An 18,987-nucleotide genomic window follows, 5' to 3' on the forward strand; every position below is an offset into this window, starting at 1 on the left:
CATACTTTAAATCCATGCCGAACTGGTCGTTCAGGTCGGTACTGGTCAGGGGGTCGTTGGTCAGGCTTCCATTATTGATATTGGTAAGCCAACCTCTGGCATTGTATCTATAGTTTACGTTTTGCAAAAAGCTGGTGCCGTTAATCGAGTGTAGTCCTTTTTGCTTCAGCTGCCCTATTTCATTATAAACGCTCTGCGAAACCACTACCTGCTGCTGGGCTGTGTTTGTGCCATCAGTCAGCTGATTCGAGCTTTTTAACCGTCGGCCCATATGGTCATAGGTGTAACTGTCGGCCGTGGTCGGGATAGGTCGTGGGTGTTCAGCACGGGGCTTGGCTTTTGACTTAATATCATGGCGTACGCCCCGATAAAATCGGGGCGCCAGGCTATCCACTCATACTACAAGAGGCATTAGCCACAGGCCGGTATCCGTTTCTATCCTTTACGCGAGCTGCGGGTATACAAAAACACCCGGATGAAATTAAAACATCCGGGTGTTGCACATGCATTACTTTGCATGGCGTTTACCTATCAGCGGGCCACAAGGCTGGACGTTGCGGCAGCAACAACGCTTGCGGTAGCTGGAGGCCAGCTTGCGATTTGAAGTTGGCTTTGCATAGCGTATACCTATCAGCGAGGGAGCTTCACGTACGGTTCTGCGAGAGGCTTGGGCTGAAACGCCCTTGCCTACTTGACCGCGAGCTGCGACTATACAAAAAAAGACCGGAAAGCTTACGCCCATTAAATAACAAAGCCCGGCATCTCCGCCAGGCTCTGTTTATTTTACAACAGCACATTATCCAACAAGCACCCTCCTTGCATGTGTACCACAGGCCGGGAGGCCTGCGGTAGCGTTCAAAAAGCCCTCGCGGTAGCGAGGGGCAGCAAGGACTTTTAATGTAAAAATATATATATTTGGTTAAATGATAATGATGACCCGATATACTGTCTTATTTTTTATAATAGTTGTTGCCCAATGTTCATGCAACTCGTTTAACAATGAAGTCAAAGGGGTTGACGAAGTAATCTCTTATTACGGTGGAAATTGCAAATATTCAATTGGTATCGCCAAATCAATCAATGGTGATAAAGACCAATACTTGGAAATTGAGCTAAGCAATAGCGAAACAGTAGAGCCATTTATTGACATTCCTGACTTCCCTGCTTCCAATATTGCATATCTATGTTTTAATCAGCTAGGAACGAGCAAAGAAAGGTACGATCACATAAAGAGTGTGCTCATTTTTAAAAACGGTATAAAAAGCACTTTTACATACTCAACAGCGCAGCTAAAAATAGTTGCGGAGAAAATGATTTTGGTTGAGAAAGTGGTGGATTTAATTAAGTCTGGCAACTTTCAAGACCTCAAACCAATGCTAAATGACGGCGCTATAATTAAGTATAATAAAAATATACTTGTATCAAGTATAAGAAAGGCAGAGTCTCGTCTAGGAAATATTAAAGGGTTTAGGTCAATCGGCTTTCAATTTAGTACAATTGGAGGAACTGAAATACTACATATATCCGGCATCATAAGTAGAACAAAAACAAATCACCAATTTAGCATTGACGTATATCCTTATCTTAACGACGATCAAGTCCTTAATATTCAATATAAATTATAGCCTGGATAAACATACAATGTCTTATCCAGGCTAATTGCAATCATTCTTTATTTAAATTCGCCTTGAGCGTGTTTGTTATATCTACGGGGCTTTCGACAAGTGATTTAAAATCTCCAGCATAATAAAACTTACCAGTTGTAAAACGTATAACAAATACATTAAAAAATATCCTGTCTACTTTTACAAAGCTGCTAGATGCTATTTCACTCTTCCTTAAAAATTTTTCTATCACAAAAAATTCACTATTCCATTTTATATCACTGAATAAATACCAAATCAGATTAATTATCAATAACATTCCTATCAAAAAAGTCCAAAAGAACAACGAAGAACCCAGCATGAAATTAATAGCTATGATTAATAACGAGCAGATAAATGCCAACGCTTGATTGTATTTAAAGATTCCTATACCAAGTGAATTATATTTAGTCGTCATCATTTTTACGAGATATTTTAATCCCCACATTAATTGAACCATTAACGTTTACTATGAAACTTAATGTTGGTGAAAAGCCAAGCGACATTGATGCCCCAGGTGTTACCCCTCCCTTTGATCGACTAATTTGTCCTTTTGTTTGCCCCCCGTTGACGCAAGCCTCCTGGCTTGTGCGCCCGCATGCTAAGTATACACCATGCCTTTAGGACAATCAACAATGTCTGTTGTTACCCTTAATGCTATTGTATTGCTCTTTACTCCGTTTAAAAATACAAAACCCCGGGTGAAACGTGCACCCGGGATTTTGTATTTTTATTACTTAGCATAGCATTTACCTATCAGCGGGCCACAAGGCTGGACCTTGCGGCAGCGAAAAACGCTGGCGGTAGCTGGGGGCTGGAGAAAGCGCTTGCGGTAGCCGGAGAATATCCCTTTCTCGGCTGGACAGTACTAATGTACCGAAAAATAACATCTCTTTTGTAGATAGAATGTTTCTGTTATAGAAATTTTCTTATTCGGCAAAATAATTAAAATAGAAATAATTAGACTCTTGGATTTTATATTTTTCTTTGATTTGAAGTCAAATGTATAGTCAACGATTTCATTGTTAACCACTGTAAATCGATATTTATCAGGTAAATCTTCAAAACGATCTTTTTTAAACTCCTCCCTAAAACGAGCATCGTTACCTTGGCTCAAGGGTAACATCCTTACATAATCAAGTTTAATATCCGCGGAATCTGATGATATTATCTTTATAGTCATATCGTTGATCTTTTCGCTGTGGTTGTCTTTGTCAAACCATACATTAATCGTGAGATCTTTGTCATTATCTAAGTTTAAATAACAGCTCATATTTAAGCTGTCTTTTCTAAAAAGAGGTTTATTGCTTTTTATTTCAGCTTCAGTATTATAAGATTTTTCGCAAACCCAACAGCCTTGTAGAAAAAGACTCAAAATTAAAACAATACGACTACTTTTCATCATTCTTCAGTTTTAAAATACTTCAAAGCAGCTGCTTTGGCATCATCTTTGGCCTTAGTCTTATCGCCAAATAAATCATTCATGCTACTGTGCGTTTGTTTACCAGGTTCTTTTGTCCAGGTCGCACCATTATGCGCGTCAGCATCTTCTATACCATGAAATGCTAATCCAACGGCCTTCTTATCAGCAACTGACAAAGTACTTAAATCCTGGCCCGCAAATTTTTCAAAAATTGCCGTTGCCGATTTAACTGTTCTTTCTACAGCTTGTGCAGCTGTTACATTTGATTCTTCACCCAGCGTCCCCCTTGTAGCGTGAATTGTTTGATTCTCTTTTTCATAATTTTGACTATTTTTATTATCTGAATAATCCACACCTTTTTTATAGCTCAGCTCCTTAGGATTTGTCCCACCAAATACCCCCATAATCTGATTCGCCAATAAAATAAGCTTTGTAGGATGATCGGCAGCGGTGGATGCGTAATGCGCGATTTCCTTAGCCGTTTTTCTATCGACACCTGCCGCAATTAGTGCTCTCTTTGTCATCCGGTAATGTGAAACAATAGACCACATCCCGTCAGGATCAATAAAGAGCGTCGGTTCATCAAACCCATATATATAAGGTGACCACCTTCTTCCTTTCTCAGCCAATGGATCAACTACTCCCCACCTCCCAATCACCGGATCATAGAACCTTGCGCCGTAATCGTAAAGCCCTGTCTCCTCCTGTAATTCCTTATGATTATAAAGGTACTGATTTTTCGGACTTGGCGTAGTGCCTTGTAAACTTTGTATAGCATACCCAAATGCATAATAATCGCTCCGTTGCGAATTCAGCGGTGTCATCTGTGTTGCATCCGACGCGTTCCATGTTGTTGTGATCCTTGTATTGCCCAAATGATCCTTTAAATCATACTCGTACTTGTACACAGAGCCGCTTTTGCGTGCCCGGCCTTCCTCTGTCGATATAAAGTCAAGCACCGGGGTTGCGGTAGAATATTGATACTGGATGCCAGCGATGTATTCTGTAACAGTGGTTATGCCGCTATTCGTTGATAGTTTCCTGAGTTTCCGGCCTGTGGCATCATAAATATACGCTATCGAAATGCCAGACTTTGTCACCGTTTGCGGCAGGTTAAGCATATTATAAGCCTGCGTAAGCCCACGGTTCAGGTCGGTAAGCTGGCTGCCGTTACCGTCATAAGTGTACTCGCCCGCCTGGCTTACCGCATTGTTAAACCCTGCTGCGGTACCGGCGTCATCAATCCGGTCAATCTTGTTGCCAGTTACGTAAATATAATTCAGGTTGTCTATCAATTGCGCTGCTGCTCCGTTCTTGTCATACCGTTTCAGCGTCTGGATATTGCCCATAGGATCGTAAGTCAGGTTTTCACTGTAAAAACCGTCGTTGGCTGCCGATGTGGTAGATATCGCATCTGTTAGCCTGTTCAGCTTATCGTAAGTATAGTTATAGGTGAGCGCAGGTAGGGTGGCCCCCGATAATGCCCCGGTCAGGGTCTTCACACTGCCGATGTTGCCATTATACTGAGGCGCTGCCGCATCGTCATACTTTAAATCCATGCCGAACTGGTCGTTCAGGTCGGTACTGGTCAGGGGGTCGTTGGTCAGGCTTCCATTATTGATATTGGTAAGCCAACCTCTGGCATTGTATCTATAGTTTACGTTTTGCAAAAAGCTGGTGCCGTTAATCGAGTGTAGTCCTTTTTGCTTCAGCTGCCCTATTTCATTATAAACGCTCTGCGAAACCACTACCTGCTGTTGGGCTGTGTTTGTGCCATCAGTCAGCTGATTCGAGCTTTTTAACCGTCGGCCCATATGGTCATAGGTGTAACTGTCGGCCGAGGTCAGCATCAGTACCGCGGCAGTGCCGCCGCTATTTTTATTATAGTGAAGGCGGGTAACTGTTAAAGGTTGTTTTACAAAATTGTAAACCGTTTGTACATCGTCATAATTATACGGGCTTAACCAGGTGCTGCCACCCAGGTAATGCTCACTGAACGTACGGATTGGCTTGCCCTCTTTATCGTAATAAGGCACACTCCACAGGTAGTCGGCCGTGGTGTTCAGCACTAGTGTCTTGCTTGCCGTGGCAAGCCCTGTGGTTTGTGGGCTGTACAGCACATTGGCTTGCTGGTTATAAAGGCTGGGTAGCCCGGGGATATTGTTATAAATGTCATAATAGCTTACACTCAGCGTAGTTGTCCATGCAGTGGGCCAGGCTGCGGCAGTATAGCCCGTGCCGGTGCTTACGGGGGTTTCCCATAGCGTAGTTACCGCATCGGCCGCAGTTTGTACGGCAACATGGTTATCGGCACCTGCCGTGGTACCGTACTGGTAAACACCGGTAATCACCGCCCTCCCCAAAGGGTCGTATTTGGTTACAGTCCACTCCTGGATAGCCTTCATCCGCTGTACCGAATCCTGGGTGGCTACGGGCTGGTCTAAACCGTTATAGATCACAAACTCCCAGCCTTTGCCCGGTATCTTTTTTTGATAAAGCCTTCCGGGGGCGTCATAACGGTATTGATAACATTTGGTATCTATCGTGGTTTGGCTTATGGCTGCTGTGGCATCGGGGTTTGCCCCCGGCGGCAGTACAAAAGCCAGGTTACCCATATCATCATACACATAATAGGTGCTTAGCATTTCGGCCGTGGGTGTGGTTCCCGCCTTAATGTTGTAGGTGCGCTTTAGCAGCACATGGCCTTCTTTATCCTTATACTCTTCGGTAGTACCAAAACAGCCATCGGTATTTTTCCAGTTCTCGTTACGGCTGATAACAACTAACAGTTGCCCGTTATCGTAGGTTGCTGTATTGCCGGTACGCGTAAGCGAGCGGCTGCCATTGGCATTAATGGGTGCCTGGTACAAGGCAACCATATGGCTGCCTATATTGCCCGTTGTTGCTGTGCTGAAACTGGTTTGATCGTTAAGGGTTTGTACTGAGCGTGCCGTGTGGTTATTACTGGCGGCATCCGGCGCGCCCGGAATTTGCCAGGCGGCGCCAGGCGCTCCCTGTTCTACAACAGTATTTAGTGGCGAGTTCTCGAAACCTACGGGTGTATAAGGGTATTGCGTCAGTACTATACCGTTGGCCTGCTTGCCTTCTGCCGTTCCGTTTGCCGGGTTATAAAAAGCTTTTACACCCGTAGTGGCGCCAAACGCATCGGTGCGGTAACTGCCATAATTGGTAGATGTGCTTACATAAGGCAAATATTTTTGCGCCTCGCGGCTGTAGGCATCATAGGTAAAGGGCTGGATAATATCATTACCCAATGGCGATCCCTGCCTTTGTACTGTTTGCAGCGGGCGGCCAAGGCCGTCAATATAGTCCATGGTCGTCATCACCTGTGTCTTGTCTGTAGTGGCGGCGTCCAGCTGGGCTACAGTTGTAATCGGCGTACGGGGTACCCGCGTACGGATGTAGTTTGGGCTGGCTGTCTGGGCCTGCCCGGCTTGTATAATGCAAAGCAAACCTGCCATCAGCAGGCTGCTTTTATATATCTTTTGTATTAATTCCATTTGCTCGGTTTGGTAAGGTTAAATAGGTATTTCTGTTACAGTTATACAAACATCAAATATCCGGTACCCATGGTGTATAACCCGTGCCCGGCAATACCGTTATCACCGTATTGGGCGTATAACAAATTTGCTTGGTGCCAATACCAAAACAACCCGAAATAATAATGGAGCCGCTGGTTGCCTGGTTGGTGCCTGCTGCAATGGTGATGGTTGTATTGGTGGTTGTGGCTACCGGGTTGGGTGTTCGCCCGTCGGCGTAGCTTGCCGTTGTCACATACTTGTAATTAACAGTGAGCGCTACCGGCGCGTTTATTAAATTAGTGCAGTTGACATCGCTATAGGTATTAAACTTCAGGGTATTGTAGGTAAGCCCGTTGCTTACACTGGTGCTGCCTACCGTTTGTTTTACATACACAGCCGCCGGTAAAGGGCAGGCCGTAGTGTTGGTGCCGTTGCTCACCCATCGCGACTGGTTATATGTGGTACTCAAAGGGTTGGTGTCGGTTTCCTGCCTTAACTGCTCGCCGGTGTTGCCTCCGTTAGCTCCCAGTACACACATCCTGTTTGTATTATCTGTCCAGGTGGGGGCAAAGGATACATAGCTATAAGTATAGTTTTTAAGGATATTACCGTCCTGGTCGCGGATGTTTAACAAACGCGGCAGTCCGTCATATTCGTAATAAGTAGTGTTGTTTTTGGCATCGGTGCTGCTGGTAAGGCCCACCAACGGCTCATACGTGTAGGTAGTCATCTGCGCATTTACCGGGTAAAGCCGCAGTTCATCGATATTACCTGTGCCCGATATGGTAACCGTGGTAAGCCCGGTAACGCGGTGCTCATGGTAAGTCCACCCCTGTGCGGTAGTGCCATTTACCGGGTAACCGCTAATGGTGCCGGTTATGGTAAGCGGGGTGGTGCTTTTGCTCCAATAGGATACCACGTAACTGCTGGCCGCGGTAAGGCCGCTTTTGGTGATGTTGCCGTTGGCCAGGTTATAGGATGCCTTCCCTGTTTTGGCTGCTGTTGTAATATCCCGTGCGGTTGAAGCGATAGTCCAATTACCAGTTCCGTCATATTCAAAGCTGGTATAGGCTATATTGGCCGGTGTGGCGTTTATGGCCTCGGCTATAGGCATGGTTGATTTATAATCCCATATATAGGAGCTGCTAACACCGTTTAATTTATGCTGCTGCAGTAAATTGCCATAACTGTCATAAGCGTCAAAAATTACATATTGTTTATAACGGGAATCGATAGTAGACGAAGATGCCGTAATAGTTGCCGGAACAAAATTGGCCATTGGCGATATGCTGTTGGTAGCCTGCAGTACATCAGGTAATGGCTGCGTGGCTTTGTAGGAGGTAAACACGCCGTTGGTTATCCTGGTATTGGTACCATCGGCATTTATTTTTTTAACGTATTTTTCAATTACCGGCTTAACCAGGTTTTTGGTTACCAGGTTTTGCACGCCCAAAGCTTTAGCATCGGTAGCCGTACCGGTAATGGTATAATCAAGCGGGTATTTGTTATAGGTGGTAACGGTTTCGCCCTTACTGTTGCTGGTTACTATACTGGTGGGCTGCAAATGTGCTACGTTGTCATAGTTGTAAACCGTATTGGATTCATAGTACTTTGTATTGGTGTTATCCAGCGGATCGTAAACCCGTTCATTGGTTTGCCCCTGGTAAATAAATTTCGACCGCATATTAAAATAAGTAACAATATTACGCATGGCCGGGTCGGTAGGGAGCGAATTTGACAGGGTTTCGTCTTCAAAATGGTAACACGCGGGCACCCTGTTTTCCAGGCCGAAAACATCGTTTTGTATGGCCGGAATTTCATAATAGGTATTGGTTACCTGTTTAACTTTTATAAACTGGCCTGATACGTTTTTGTAAGTGGTTTCCGTGAGTAAATTGCCATTGTTAATTTCCGGAACGTTAGAGGCGAAGGGCGCCTGGATGGGCAGCCCGTACATGCTGTAGTCAGAGACATTGTCGGGCTGGTTAACATAAGTATAAATCGTTTTCCCGTTCTCCCCGTTTTCACCATCCAGCACTTCCACCTGGTCATAACCCACAACCGCGCCGCCGGCAGAGCCATCAAGCGGTATATTACTATCAGCAGATCGCATCATGTGGGTGCCTATAACCGGATATACCTCAGTATACCCTCCGTAATGCCTCACGTGAACATCATTTGAAAATGAAAAATTGGTATAAACCGGGTGCGACATACGCCTGCCATAACTATACTCCTGCGTACCGGTATTATTCTTATTGGCAAAATAATGATAGTTGAACTTTTTTACGTTGATGTTTGCCGGGTTGGCCGCATCATGATCAATGATCCTTTTGATGCGCTGCCCCCCGCCGGTAGAGTAGTTGGCGTTTCCGGCAACGGCGTTGAGGTTTTGAGACCCTGTTTGGGTATAATACGTAAACGTAAAATGAATATCCTGGATAGACGCAGAGTAAGAAGGATCGACATGCACCTTGAGCATGTATTTAGCTGGTGGCAGGGTAAGGTTAGTCATGGTATAGGTAAACACAGGTCCGCTGCAACTCATACAGTTTTCGGTATTTCCTCCCGTGCAGGTAGGGAAATATGATGCATCCTTATGAAATATAAGATTAGTACCTGTAACATCATAAAAATCAAAGGTTACCTTATCGGTAGTAGGGAAAGGATACGGCAAATTTGTACAGGCGTTAAAATCAGAAAAGCGGATGTCAAATCTTACTTTAACCGTACTGTTGGCGCTTGGCTGGAATTGATTGGGCACATACATATATTCGTCGGATATATCCAGGATATTCGACGGGTATATCTGTTGTCCAACCTGGTTGTCATAGTTTAGTACGACAGATTTTGACTGAACGGTAAAGGTTTTATTAAAGTAGCTGAAATCGTTTACCCGCGATTGCTGTTCGTCAAAATCATTCGCCTCGTATTGAAATTCCGTCAGCCCGCCCGTAGGATATTGTATCGCGGTGAGGGAATAAGTGCCTACCAGGTTAGCGTTGGGTTCTCTTTCGGGCCCCGGCACACCCATATAAGCTGTGATAGGGTCAGGTGAGCTTAATTCTATTACAGATGGTACCAGGGAAGAAGTAATGGTTATACCGTTGTAGTATCCCCAGTGGTCCCTGGCGAAGGAGCCTTTGGCCGGCATAAAATTAGTTTCGTTATATTTGAAAACATAAGGATTCTCAGAAACGGTGTTTCCTCCATAATATCCGGTTTGCTGTACCTGCAGCAGTTTCAGCCTTTTGGAGTTATTGGCGGTGCCGGTGCCGGCATCATCATCTGTTAAACCATGGTCAAAATACCCATAAGTAAGTGAAACTGTTTTAAATGGTGTTGTGCTCACTACCCCATTTACGTCCTTGGTAAAAATGCTGATGCCATCTAATTTCTTATCATCAACAACGTCATCGCGGTCCGAGTAGTTAAATTTAACCACCCCGGTGTTAAAATCAATATTATCCAACACTACCAGCGCGTATTCTTTGCCGGGTACTGTACCCACCTGGTGCCCGGTATTGTGAGTCATAAACATAGGTTGTTCTATACCAGAATATACCGGCGGATCGTAATAATCCCAGCTTTCTGACCAACTTCCGATAGTTTTCACCGTGCGGTTAACAGATGTGTAATTAAGTGTAATAAAATTACCGGTTGGTGAAGTTATTTTGGTTAAATACCAGGCCGATTTATGGTCGCCCGTTTCATCATGGTATGTTTCATAAGCAGTAAAATCATATATAAAGCCATCATCACCCACTATTTTCCAACTTGTTGCATCTGTGGTGCAGCTAATTTTAAGTTTTTCCTGTTTTTGGATAATAGCCTGGTAATCGCGGTTTAACACAAACTTGCCCGAGTGGCCGTTGAAATTATAATTATATTGATCCTGCTGGAAATCATAGGGTGGGATGGACGTAAATTCCGGGGTCATATCCCTGGTAAACATGGTTGGCGATTGGTTTTTATTAAACAGGTTCATTATAACGCCATAACTCATCAAATCGCGGGGGCCCTGACCGCCCGAGAAATCGGGTACACTGTTAAAAGCACTGTGGAAATATCCAGAGCCGTAAAAGTCATCGTCGCCTATGACGTTACGCGAAATAGATCCCGTTGCATTTAAAACCCAACCAAGACCAACCTGGCTGGCCTCCTCCGATACCTTAATGCCGCCGGCATGATAGCTTAATGACAAAGGATAGCTGATATCCCTGAATTTGATATTGTATAACGGTATGCTGATGTTGGGCAACCCAGTATAATTACTTATCGGAATGTTACCATATTTTTGAAACGCCTGCATGTTAGGCGATGGTGGTACCACTTTTGCCAAAGTTGGCGCCTGTGCAAGCATGGTTTTGCATGCTGTTATCAGCAAAACAAAAAGCAATAATCGTTTAAGGTTAAAGGTCATTTTTAAAATGTATATAATCTATTAAATAAAGAAGCAACAGCCTGATTCCGGGCTACAAAAGGGGATTCGATAAAATCTTTAAATACTGTCGCGACGAAGCGTACAATGAACAACAGAGCCATTCAGGCTGATATTCATCCCGATAGAATCGGCGTACACCGTTCCGTTGTGGTACAAATCAAGCCCGTTTACGGTAACTTTAAAGTGCAGCCCGGCGGTATCCAGTTTGCCCTGGTCAATCGGAAACTCGCCCAGCGGGCTTTTGGCAGTACCGGCAACAGAATCGCCGATAAGCGTAAAATTATAGGTTAAAGGGTAGGCGGTGCTGTCCGTTTGGCGAAGACTGCCCGTCCACTTACCCTGAAGGTTGAACGGTGCGGCGGCAAGACAGAGAGCGGCTGATGCCGATAGCACGGCCGCGACGAATGGTCTTATTTTCATTGTGATAAGGTTATTTAGTAGGTTGGTAACAATAGTAGTTAGGTAACAAAGATATTACTTACGGGCAAACCTGCAAGTTTTTTTAATTTTTTTTTAAACTTAAAGGAGCGGGAAATGCCCCGGCTTTTTAGACGATGGATTTTGAAATGAAGGAGCAAAGATAAATGAATTTTAAGCAACGCATTCGGTTCAAACATACTCCAAACTTACGGCAACTGTTAAAAATTACTGGTGACACTACCTTGTCAGTAGCTTTTTTAGTAGCAAGTAGTTAGTATCAGGTAGCAAGAAGAAAAGGTGAGGAGTGAATGGTTTAGTAAATAAAAAATCCTGAGAATCTGTTAATCTGATAAATCCCGGTTCAGATAAGCGCGTTAAGGACTGCAATGGATACCGGCCCGTGGCTAAGGCCTTGTGTAGTATGAATGGAAGGCCTGGCCCCGTTTCTACCAACGGGGAAACGCCCTTGTTTTAAGTCAAAAGTAAAAATTTAAAAGTCAAAAGTCTGCTTGGCGGGTGAGTGGTTGACTAAGAGAGTAGTTGATTAAGTGAGCGGTTAATTAGATTATAATATTGTGTGTGGCGAGTGTTTTACGAGGACTGCCAAACAACCACTCACTTAATCAACCATTCACCAAATCCAACCAATCAACCACACCCCAAAAACGTCGTTTAAATAATTAACAATAAGCTATTGCCAGAAATTTTGAAAACCGTAACTTTGCAAACTTAATTTTGTTATAACAATGTCAAAAACCCAGGCGAATACCAAAGTTGCTGCACCGGATACTACTTTCGGCCAGAGTGGCAACTTCGTACGCGAGAATCAAAAAAGCTTACTTTTTATAGGTGGTGCTGTAGTGGCCCTTATTGTAATTTACTTTTTATACCTTAAAGTGTACTTAGGTCCGCTGGAAACCAAGGCGGCCAACCAAATGTATGTTGCGCAGGATTTTTGGGCTAAAAAAGACTGGGACAAAGCCATTAACGGCGATGCCAGCTACCCGGGTTTTAAAAAGATAATAAGCGATTACAGCAATACCAAAGCTGCAAACCTGGCTTATTTTTACCTGGGCACTGCTTACCTGAACAAAGGCGAATACCATAAAGCGATAGAAAACCTGACCAATTACCGTGGCGACGACAGCATGGTTGCTGCCGAGGCTTACGGAAGCGCAGGTGATGCTTATGTTGAACTGAAGGATTACAGCAATGCCGTAACTTATTTTAACAAAGCTGTTGATAAGGCAAAAAACAAATTCCTGTCGCCGCTTTACCTTAAAAAATTAGGTTTGGTTTACGAAGAAACTAAAGACAATAAATCGGCCAGCGAGGCGTACAACAGGATTAAAACAGAATATCCTGAAAGCGCCGAAGCACAAAATATTGACGAGTATATTGCTCGTGTAGACGCGAAACTTTAATTTCGGATTTCGGAATTGCGATTTCGGATTTACAGAATGTTCGATTTTGGATTTGCAGATAGGTAATATTACCTTTGCGCGAATCGGGAATCGAACATTTTTTTTATAAAGAACCGTCATTGCGAGTATCTATCAGGTAAAACCTGAAAAAAAATGTTATGACGCGCGACGGATATAGTTAAACGAATGCACTAAACTACCGTCATTGCGAGGTACGAAGCAATCCCGAACTATGTGGGGACTTAGCACGTAGGGGATTGCTTCGTACCTCGCAATGACGGAATGATCATAATTATTTAAACAACAATGGCATCGCAATTAAAAAACCTTTCAGATTTTTCGCATACCACCATCCCGTCTGCCGCGCCGTACCGGTTTGGCATTGTGGTGGCCGAGTGGAACGCCGAAATTACCAATGCGCTATACCAGGGCGCTTACAACAGCTTGGTTGCTAACGGGGCATTGGAGGCTAATATCATGAGCTACACGGTGCCTGGCAGCTTCGAGCTTACATCGGGCGCCGACCTATTGCTAAAAACCGGCAGGCTTGATGCCGTAATTTGTTTAGGCTGCGTAATACAGGGCGAAACCCGCCATTTTGATTTTATTTGTAATGCGGTTGCAAATGGTGTAAGTAATGTTGCCATAAAATATGCAAAACCTGTTATATTTGGGGTGTTAACTACTGATAATCAGCAACAGGCCATTGACCGCGCAGGCGGCAAACATGGCAATAAAGGTGACGAGGCCGCAATTACCGCTATAAAAATGGCAGCGCTGGCCGAAACATTGAAGGGCTGATTTACGTTATACTGTTAAGCATAAAATACAATGAAAAAACTTATTTACATAGCTATTATAGCTCTTGCGGTTGGCAGCATATCATCATGCTCCAATAAATTGTGCCCTGCTTACGGTTCATATCCTAAGAGCGGCCGCTAACAGGCAAATGTCATTTTTGTAATCTGCCGGTCGCTATCGGCAGATTTTGTGTTATAATTACGTTTGTGAAGAAGATTTAAGAATCAAGACAAAAAAGCAACCGTGTAATGATGGTGTTGCCTCAAACTTAAAGGAGTTATTTTGTCTTGTTAATTGACCGCTTTATGCAGTTCTCTTGATTCTTGACTCTTAATTCTTGACTCTAATATAAAAATATGAACTGGATATTGCTTACGTCGGCCGATCAGTTGCACGAGATAAAGAACCGTGAGGGTTACAGCCTGATTTTTAAACATAGCACCCGTTGCTCTATCAGCATGATGGCCAAGCGCCGTTTTGAGCTGGATTGGGAAGACCTTCCCGAAGATATGCCCCTTTACTTTTTAGACCTGATTAGCTATCGCGAGTTATCGGCCCAGGTGGCCCAGCTTTTCCAGGTTCACCACGAATCGCCGCAATTGCTGCTGATAAAAGACGGCGAGTGTGTGCTCGATCAATCGCACGGAGCCATCTCGGTAGAAGAAGCACTGAGCGTTTTAAGCTAATGCAATGTCATCGATAAATTGACGGGTTGTTTTTAGCCTAAAGTCTTAAGCTCTAAGTCAAAAAAAGGGGAAAATTTAACTTTAAACTTACCGCCAATTGCCCGGCTGATAGTTGGTAACAGCTAAGCAAGGTATCATGTGGGGTAAAAGTGAAGACCCTGTCATCAAAAACCTGCATGTCTGCTCATTTGAAATTTGCACATCTGCATATTTGCGCATCAGTATTCTGTAATAATTCTTACAACCTGCGTGTAACCTTATAATTGGTTATACGGTTTTTAACTACATTTGTACCATGATTGAATTGCCGGTAGTTCCTGCTGCGAGCCAGATCCAACGTAAGCCCGATTGGCTTAGGGTGAAGCTCCCCATCGGAAAAGAATACGCTCATGTGCGCGGCCTGGTTGACGAGCACAAACTACACACCATTTGCGAAAGTGGTAACTGCCCTAACATGGGCGAGTGCTGGGGTGCCGGCACGGCCACCTTTATGATATTGGGTAATATTTGCACCCGCTCATGCTCGTTTTGCGCTGTAGCAACCGGCAGGCCGCTGGCTGTTGATGTTGATGAGCCCAACCGCGTAGCTACTTCGGTTAAATTAATGCAGGTAAAGCATTGTGTGATAACCTCTGTAGATAGGGACGACCTTAAAGATGGCGGTTCCATCATCTGGGCCGAAACCATCAATGCCATCCGTCGCGAAAGCCCCGAAACGACTTTAGAAACCTTGTTGCCCGATTTTCGTGGTAACTGGGATAACCTTGCCCGCGTTTTGGAAACCCGCCCCGAGGTGGTATCGCACAACCTGGAAACCGTAAGGCGCCTTACCAAGGAAGTACGCATTCAGGCTAAATATGACCGTAGTTTAGAGGCATTAAAACATGTATCGGCTGCTGGTTTGCGTACCAAATCGGGCATTATGCTTGGCCTGGGCGAAACTGAAGATGATCTGCTGGAAGCTATGGACGATTTATTGGCAGCTGGTGTGCATATATTAACCCTGGGCCAGTACCTGCAGCCAACCCGTAACCATCACCCTGTTTTGGATTGGATTCATCCGGATCAGTTTGCGCGGTTAAAACAAATTGGCCTGGATAAGGGTTTTAAATATGTAGAAAGCGGTCCGCTTGTAAGGTCATCATATCATGCTGAAAAACACTTATTTGAATTATAACATTTCCTTTATATATTCACCCCGTTGAGTAAGAAACACAAAATATCGCTTTCGGAAGATGAGTTGGTGCTTGCATTAAGGAACCATGAAAAAATTGCCGTCGAGGCACTTTATGACATGTATTCGGCATCATTATATGGTGTAATATCCCGCATTGTTATTGATACCGCCGTAGCAGAAGATATTTTGCAGGAAACTTTCGTAAAAATCTGGCATTCCTTTTCGAGTTACAGTGCCGAGAAAGGCCGTTTATTTACCTGGATGGTTAACATTGCCCGCAACCTGGCAATTGACAAAATCAGATCAAAAGATTTTAAAAACCAAAACAAAAACCAGGAGATTGAAAATAACGTAACTTTTATTGACGAACAAAGGAGCACAGTTTACAAGCCTGAGTTAATGGGTGTTAAAGATTTAGTTCAGACGTTGAAGCCTGATCAGAAATCAATTATCGACCTGGTTTATTTTAAAGGGTATACACACGTGGAAGCAGCGGAAGAGCTGGGCATCCCGCTGGGTACTATTAAAACAAGGTTGAGAATGGGCATACAGGAACTCAGAAAACATTTTAATTGAAAGTGGAAGATTTAAAAGCATATATAGAGACAGGGATACTGGAACTTTACGTTTTGGGGGATGTAACCCCCGACGAAAAGCGCCAGGTGGAAGAGATGGCTTCAAAATATCCGGAGATAAAAGCCGAACTGGATGAAATTGAACGCTCGATGGAATTATATGCACAGGAAAACGCGATTGAACCATCAGAAAATTTACGCGACCGCGTATTGGGCAGCCTGCTTATCAACCTGGGCGATGACAGGAATTTTAGTAAAGCGCATCCCCAAAAGGATAATGAGACGGACGAGGAGGATGACGATAATATTGTAACCCTGCCTGTTCAAAAAAAGGAAAGTGGTTTTTATAAATATGCTTTTGCGGCCAGCCTTGCACTTTTGGTAGCAAGCACCATCGCTTTGGTGAATGTTTACAGTAAGCTGCAGGCCTCAAACGAGCAATTGGTTGCCCTGCAATCAGATAAGCAGCATTTTGCCAACCAGGTGAAGCTGATGGACGGCGAGTTGACGGTTTACCGCGATACTACCTTCAAGCTGCTAAGATTAAAAGGCACCGCGAAAACGCCTGGGTCTGCATTAACTGTGGCATTTAGCCCGGTACATAAAAAAGTGGTTATTGACATGGCCAACATGAAAATGCCGGTAAATGATAAAGCGCATCAATACCAGCTTTGGGCCTTGGTAGGCGGCAAGCCTGTTGATCTGGGTGTATTTGATTCGTCGGCTGATACGCTTACGAATATCAAAGAGATGAAATCGCTCGCTTCGGCAGATGCATTTGCGGTAACACTTGAGCCGCGTGGCGGCAGTGTTAATCCAACTATGGACCAAATGATGGTTATTGGTAAGTTTTAATCCCCAAACTTTCTTGATTATTATAGTTTAAGCATATAATATGCTGTATTATGAGCTTTTTAATATTCGCTGATTGTCATTTTGAGGTAATTTGGAGTCTGTTTGTTAAGTAGTTACCTAATTTGTGAATTATTTAATGGTTATTTAACAATAAGCCAAACCATTTATTCGTTTTTTTGTAACTATTAGGATGTCACCGACGTCTTATAACCAGTTAGATTAAACAGAGCCTGTGAAGTAACGAAAATGAAAGTGATAGATCTAACTCATAAACATGAGTATTTAGTTCTTTATAAGATCAGTTAATAGTTAATAAAAAAGGATGTATGATACTTGCATCCTTTTTTTATGCCATCAACTTTGCCATGGTAACGGGCAATTGAGTTGTGAGTTTGCCCGGCAACACTACATTAAGGCGGCTTGGCAAGGCAAGTTCATCCCCGGCTTTTCCGTGTATATAAACTCCTGCCAAACAAGCTTCTAAAGGAGTATATTTTTGGGCCAGCAAAGCAGTAATTATGCCGGTAAGCACATCGCCCATTCCTCCTGTAGCCATTGCTGCATTCCCTGTGGGGTTAAAATAACATTTGCCCTCGGGTGTTATAGTTATGGTATAGTCGTTCTTCAATACAATATAAATATCCAGTTTTTTGGCTTGTTCCAGGCCGGTTTCCAGTCGTTTCCACCAACTGGTGTGTTCGCCAAACAGGCGGTCAAACTCTTTCATGTGGGGCGTTAAAATGCTTCCTGCGGGCAGTTTTCTTAACAAGTCTTTATCTCCCGCCAATAAATTAAGAGCATCAGCATCAATAACCAATGGTTTTTTATAATTTTTGATGAGGACTGTTAACAGTTTTGCTGCATCATCGCCCTGGCCCAAACCGGGCCCAATGGCTACGACATTAAATTTCTCCCATTCAACTTCCGGCCATTCACGCTCATTACGTACAATTACCATAATTTCGGGCAGGTAGCTATTTAAAGCGGTTAGCCCGCTCGCGGGTACGCAGGCCGTTGTTAAACCAGCCCCGGCATGTGCCGCGGCCGATGCGCTAAGTAAGGCTGCCCCCATGGTTTTCTCCTGCCCGGCTATGATAAGCGCGTGGCCATAAGTGCCTTTATTGCTAAAAGGGCGGCGGGGTTTCAGTATTTTACGAATGTCTTTCTCTTCAATAAAATGGTATTCGGCGTTTAACGATTGTACAAAACTTTCATTAATGCCAATATTTACCGCTTCCCAACAATTAATATAGGGTGCCGATTCGGGCAGCAGGAAATTGATTTTAGGCTGTTGAAAGGTGATTACAAGGTCGGCCGTTATTGCCGCGGCATTAGGTAATATCTCGCGTTCCGAGAAAAACCCGGTTGGCACGTCTACGGCGACTATCGTTCTGTCAAGGTTGTTGATGCAGCTCACCAGGCGCTCATAGTCGCCGCTTAGCGGCTTATTTAAGCCGGTGCCAAGTAGCGCGTCAATTAAAATAGCGCCTTCGTCTGGTGGCAGCGCAGCGCCTTTGTTTATTTCAATAATATCAATGCCTGTTTGTTTTAGCCTTTGCAGGTTGATCTTAAATTCGTCGGTCTGCCGTTCGCTGAAGTAAGCTATTTTAACGCTTAGTTTTTTATATTGATGATCGTTTAGCAGCCGGGCGATGGCCAATCCGTCGCCGCCGTTATTACCGGTGCCGCAATAAAAGGAGATGCTTGTGTTTTTATCCGGAAAATGATTGATAAACCAGCCTACAAATGCTTTCGAAGCGCGTTCCATCAAATCGATAGAAGCTATAGGCTCGTTGGCGATGGTAAAGGCATCAGCCTGGCGTATTTGTTCGGAGAGGAGTAAAGGCAGCATATAACTTTAAAGTTAAGAATTATATGTTTTGTTTGGGCTGAAATGATATTGAAAACTAATTACACATAGTCCGCGTGTAAATGGTGTAATAACCAGAAAGCGCGAGCCAGGTTATTGGACGGACTAAAAAATAACAGATGGCGCT

Annotated in this window: 13 protein-coding genes and 1 pseudogene; 7 read left to right on the top strand and 7 right to left on the bottom strand. The window is 44.0% G+C overall.

Annotated elements, in window-relative coordinates; translation table 11 throughout:
- Nucleotides 1–271: pseudogene (locus AC1DV1_RS00005) on the bottom strand (hypothetical protein); the annotation flags it as partial.
- 658 nt (nucleotides 272–929) lie between these two features.
- Here AC1DV1_RS00005 and AC1DV1_RS00010 point away from each other — a divergent pair.
- On the top strand, nucleotides 930–1,625 hold the full coding sequence (locus AC1DV1_RS00010) for a hypothetical protein (protein WP_477353556.1): 696 nt from the start codon (nucleotides 930–932) through the stop codon (nucleotides 1,623–1,625).
- A gap of 40 nt (nucleotides 1,626–1,665) precedes the next feature.
- Here the strand turns inward: AC1DV1_RS00010 and AC1DV1_RS00015 are convergent, their stop codons facing one another.
- The 5 genes from AC1DV1_RS00015 to AC1DV1_RS00035 all read right to left on the bottom strand — a co-directional run bounded on the left by AC1DV1_RS00015 (nucleotide 1,666) and on the right by AC1DV1_RS00035 (nucleotide 11,472).
- A complete protein-coding gene (locus tag AC1DV1_RS00015) occupies nucleotides 1,666–2,064 on the bottom strand; it encodes a hypothetical protein (protein WP_477353558.1) in 399 nt (132 codons plus the stop codon).
- 447 nt (nucleotides 2,065–2,511) lie between these two features.
- On the bottom strand, nucleotides 2,512–3,048 hold the full coding sequence (locus tag AC1DV1_RS00020) for a hypothetical protein (RefSeq protein WP_477353560.1): 537 nt from the start codon (nucleotides 3,046–3,048) through the stop codon (nucleotides 2,512–2,514).
- Complete coding sequence (locus tag AC1DV1_RS00025) at nucleotides 3,045–6,587, bottom strand: DUF6443 domain-containing protein (RefSeq protein ID WP_477353563.1); 3,543 nt, start codon at nucleotides 6,585–6,587, stop codon at nucleotides 3,045–3,047. The genes AC1DV1_RS00020 and AC1DV1_RS00025 overlap by 4 nt, the downstream gene beginning before the upstream one ends.
- A gap of 52 nt (nucleotides 6,588–6,639) precedes the next feature.
- Entirely contained in the window at nucleotides 6,640–11,031 is a 4,392-nt protein-coding gene (locus tag AC1DV1_RS00030) for an RHS repeat domain-containing protein (protein ID WP_477353565.1), read from the bottom strand.
- Nucleotides 11,032–11,109: 78 nt separating this feature from the next.
- Nucleotides 11,110–11,472: a hypothetical protein gene (locus AC1DV1_RS00035; RefSeq protein ID WP_477353567.1), complete on the bottom strand. Its 363-nt coding sequence runs from the start codon at nucleotides 11,470–11,472 to the stop codon at nucleotides 11,110–11,112.
- Between the two features lie 746 nt (nucleotides 11,473–12,218).
- On the opposite strand from AC1DV1_RS00035, the gene AC1DV1_RS00040 reads away from it, so the two are divergent.
- From AC1DV1_RS00040 to AC1DV1_RS00065, 6 genes are all read left to right on the top strand, one after another.
- On the top strand, nucleotides 12,219–12,896 hold the full coding sequence (locus tag AC1DV1_RS00040) for a tetratricopeptide repeat protein (protein WP_477353569.1): 678 nt from the start codon (nucleotides 12,219–12,221) through the stop codon (nucleotides 12,894–12,896).
- 306 nt (nucleotides 12,897–13,202) lie between these two features.
- Nucleotides 13,203–13,697 carry a 6,7-dimethyl-8-ribityllumazine synthase gene (ribH, locus tag AC1DV1_RS00045; protein ID WP_477353571.1) on the top strand — a complete coding sequence of 165 codons (495 nt, stop codon included), beginning with the start codon at nucleotides 13,203–13,205 and terminating at the stop codon, nucleotides 13,695–13,697.
- A 356-nt stretch (nucleotides 13,698–14,053) separates the two neighbouring features.
- The gene (gene ytxJ, locus AC1DV1_RS00050; protein WP_147055835.1) at nucleotides 14,054–14,383 is read left to right on the top strand and encodes a bacillithiol system redox-active protein YtxJ; all 330 of its coding nucleotides are present in this window, start codon (nucleotides 14,054–14,056) and stop codon (nucleotides 14,381–14,383) included.
- Nucleotides 14,384–14,678: 295 nt separating this feature from the next.
- The gene (gene lipA / locus AC1DV1_RS00055; protein WP_477353573.1) at nucleotides 14,679–15,560 is read left to right on the top strand and encodes a lipoyl synthase; all 882 of its coding nucleotides are present in this window, start codon (nucleotides 14,679–14,681) and stop codon (nucleotides 15,558–15,560) included.
- A gap of 24 nt (nucleotides 15,561–15,584) precedes the next feature.
- Nucleotides 15,585–16,136 carry an RNA polymerase sigma factor gene (locus AC1DV1_RS00060; protein ID WP_477353575.1) on the top strand — a complete coding sequence of 184 codons (552 nt, stop codon included), beginning with the start codon at nucleotides 15,585–15,587 and terminating at the stop codon, nucleotides 16,134–16,136.
- A 2-nt stretch (nucleotides 16,137–16,138) separates the two neighbouring features.
- Nucleotides 16,139–16,990 carry an anti-sigma factor gene (locus AC1DV1_RS00065; protein ID WP_477353577.1) on the top strand — a complete coding sequence of 284 codons (852 nt, stop codon included), beginning with the start codon at nucleotides 16,139–16,141 and terminating at the stop codon, nucleotides 16,988–16,990.
- A gap of 346 nt (nucleotides 16,991–17,336) precedes the next feature.
- Here AC1DV1_RS00065 and AC1DV1_RS00070 read toward each other — a convergent pair whose 3' ends face one another.
- Complete coding sequence (locus AC1DV1_RS00070; RefSeq protein WP_477353579.1) at nucleotides 17,337–18,842, bottom strand: NAD(P)H-hydrate dehydratase; 1,506 nt, start codon at nucleotides 18,840–18,842, stop codon at nucleotides 17,337–17,339.
- Nucleotides 18,843–18,987 lie beyond the last annotated feature (145 nt).

The sequence above is a fragment of the Mucilaginibacter sp. P4_D1 genome, from assembly GCF_056401935.1.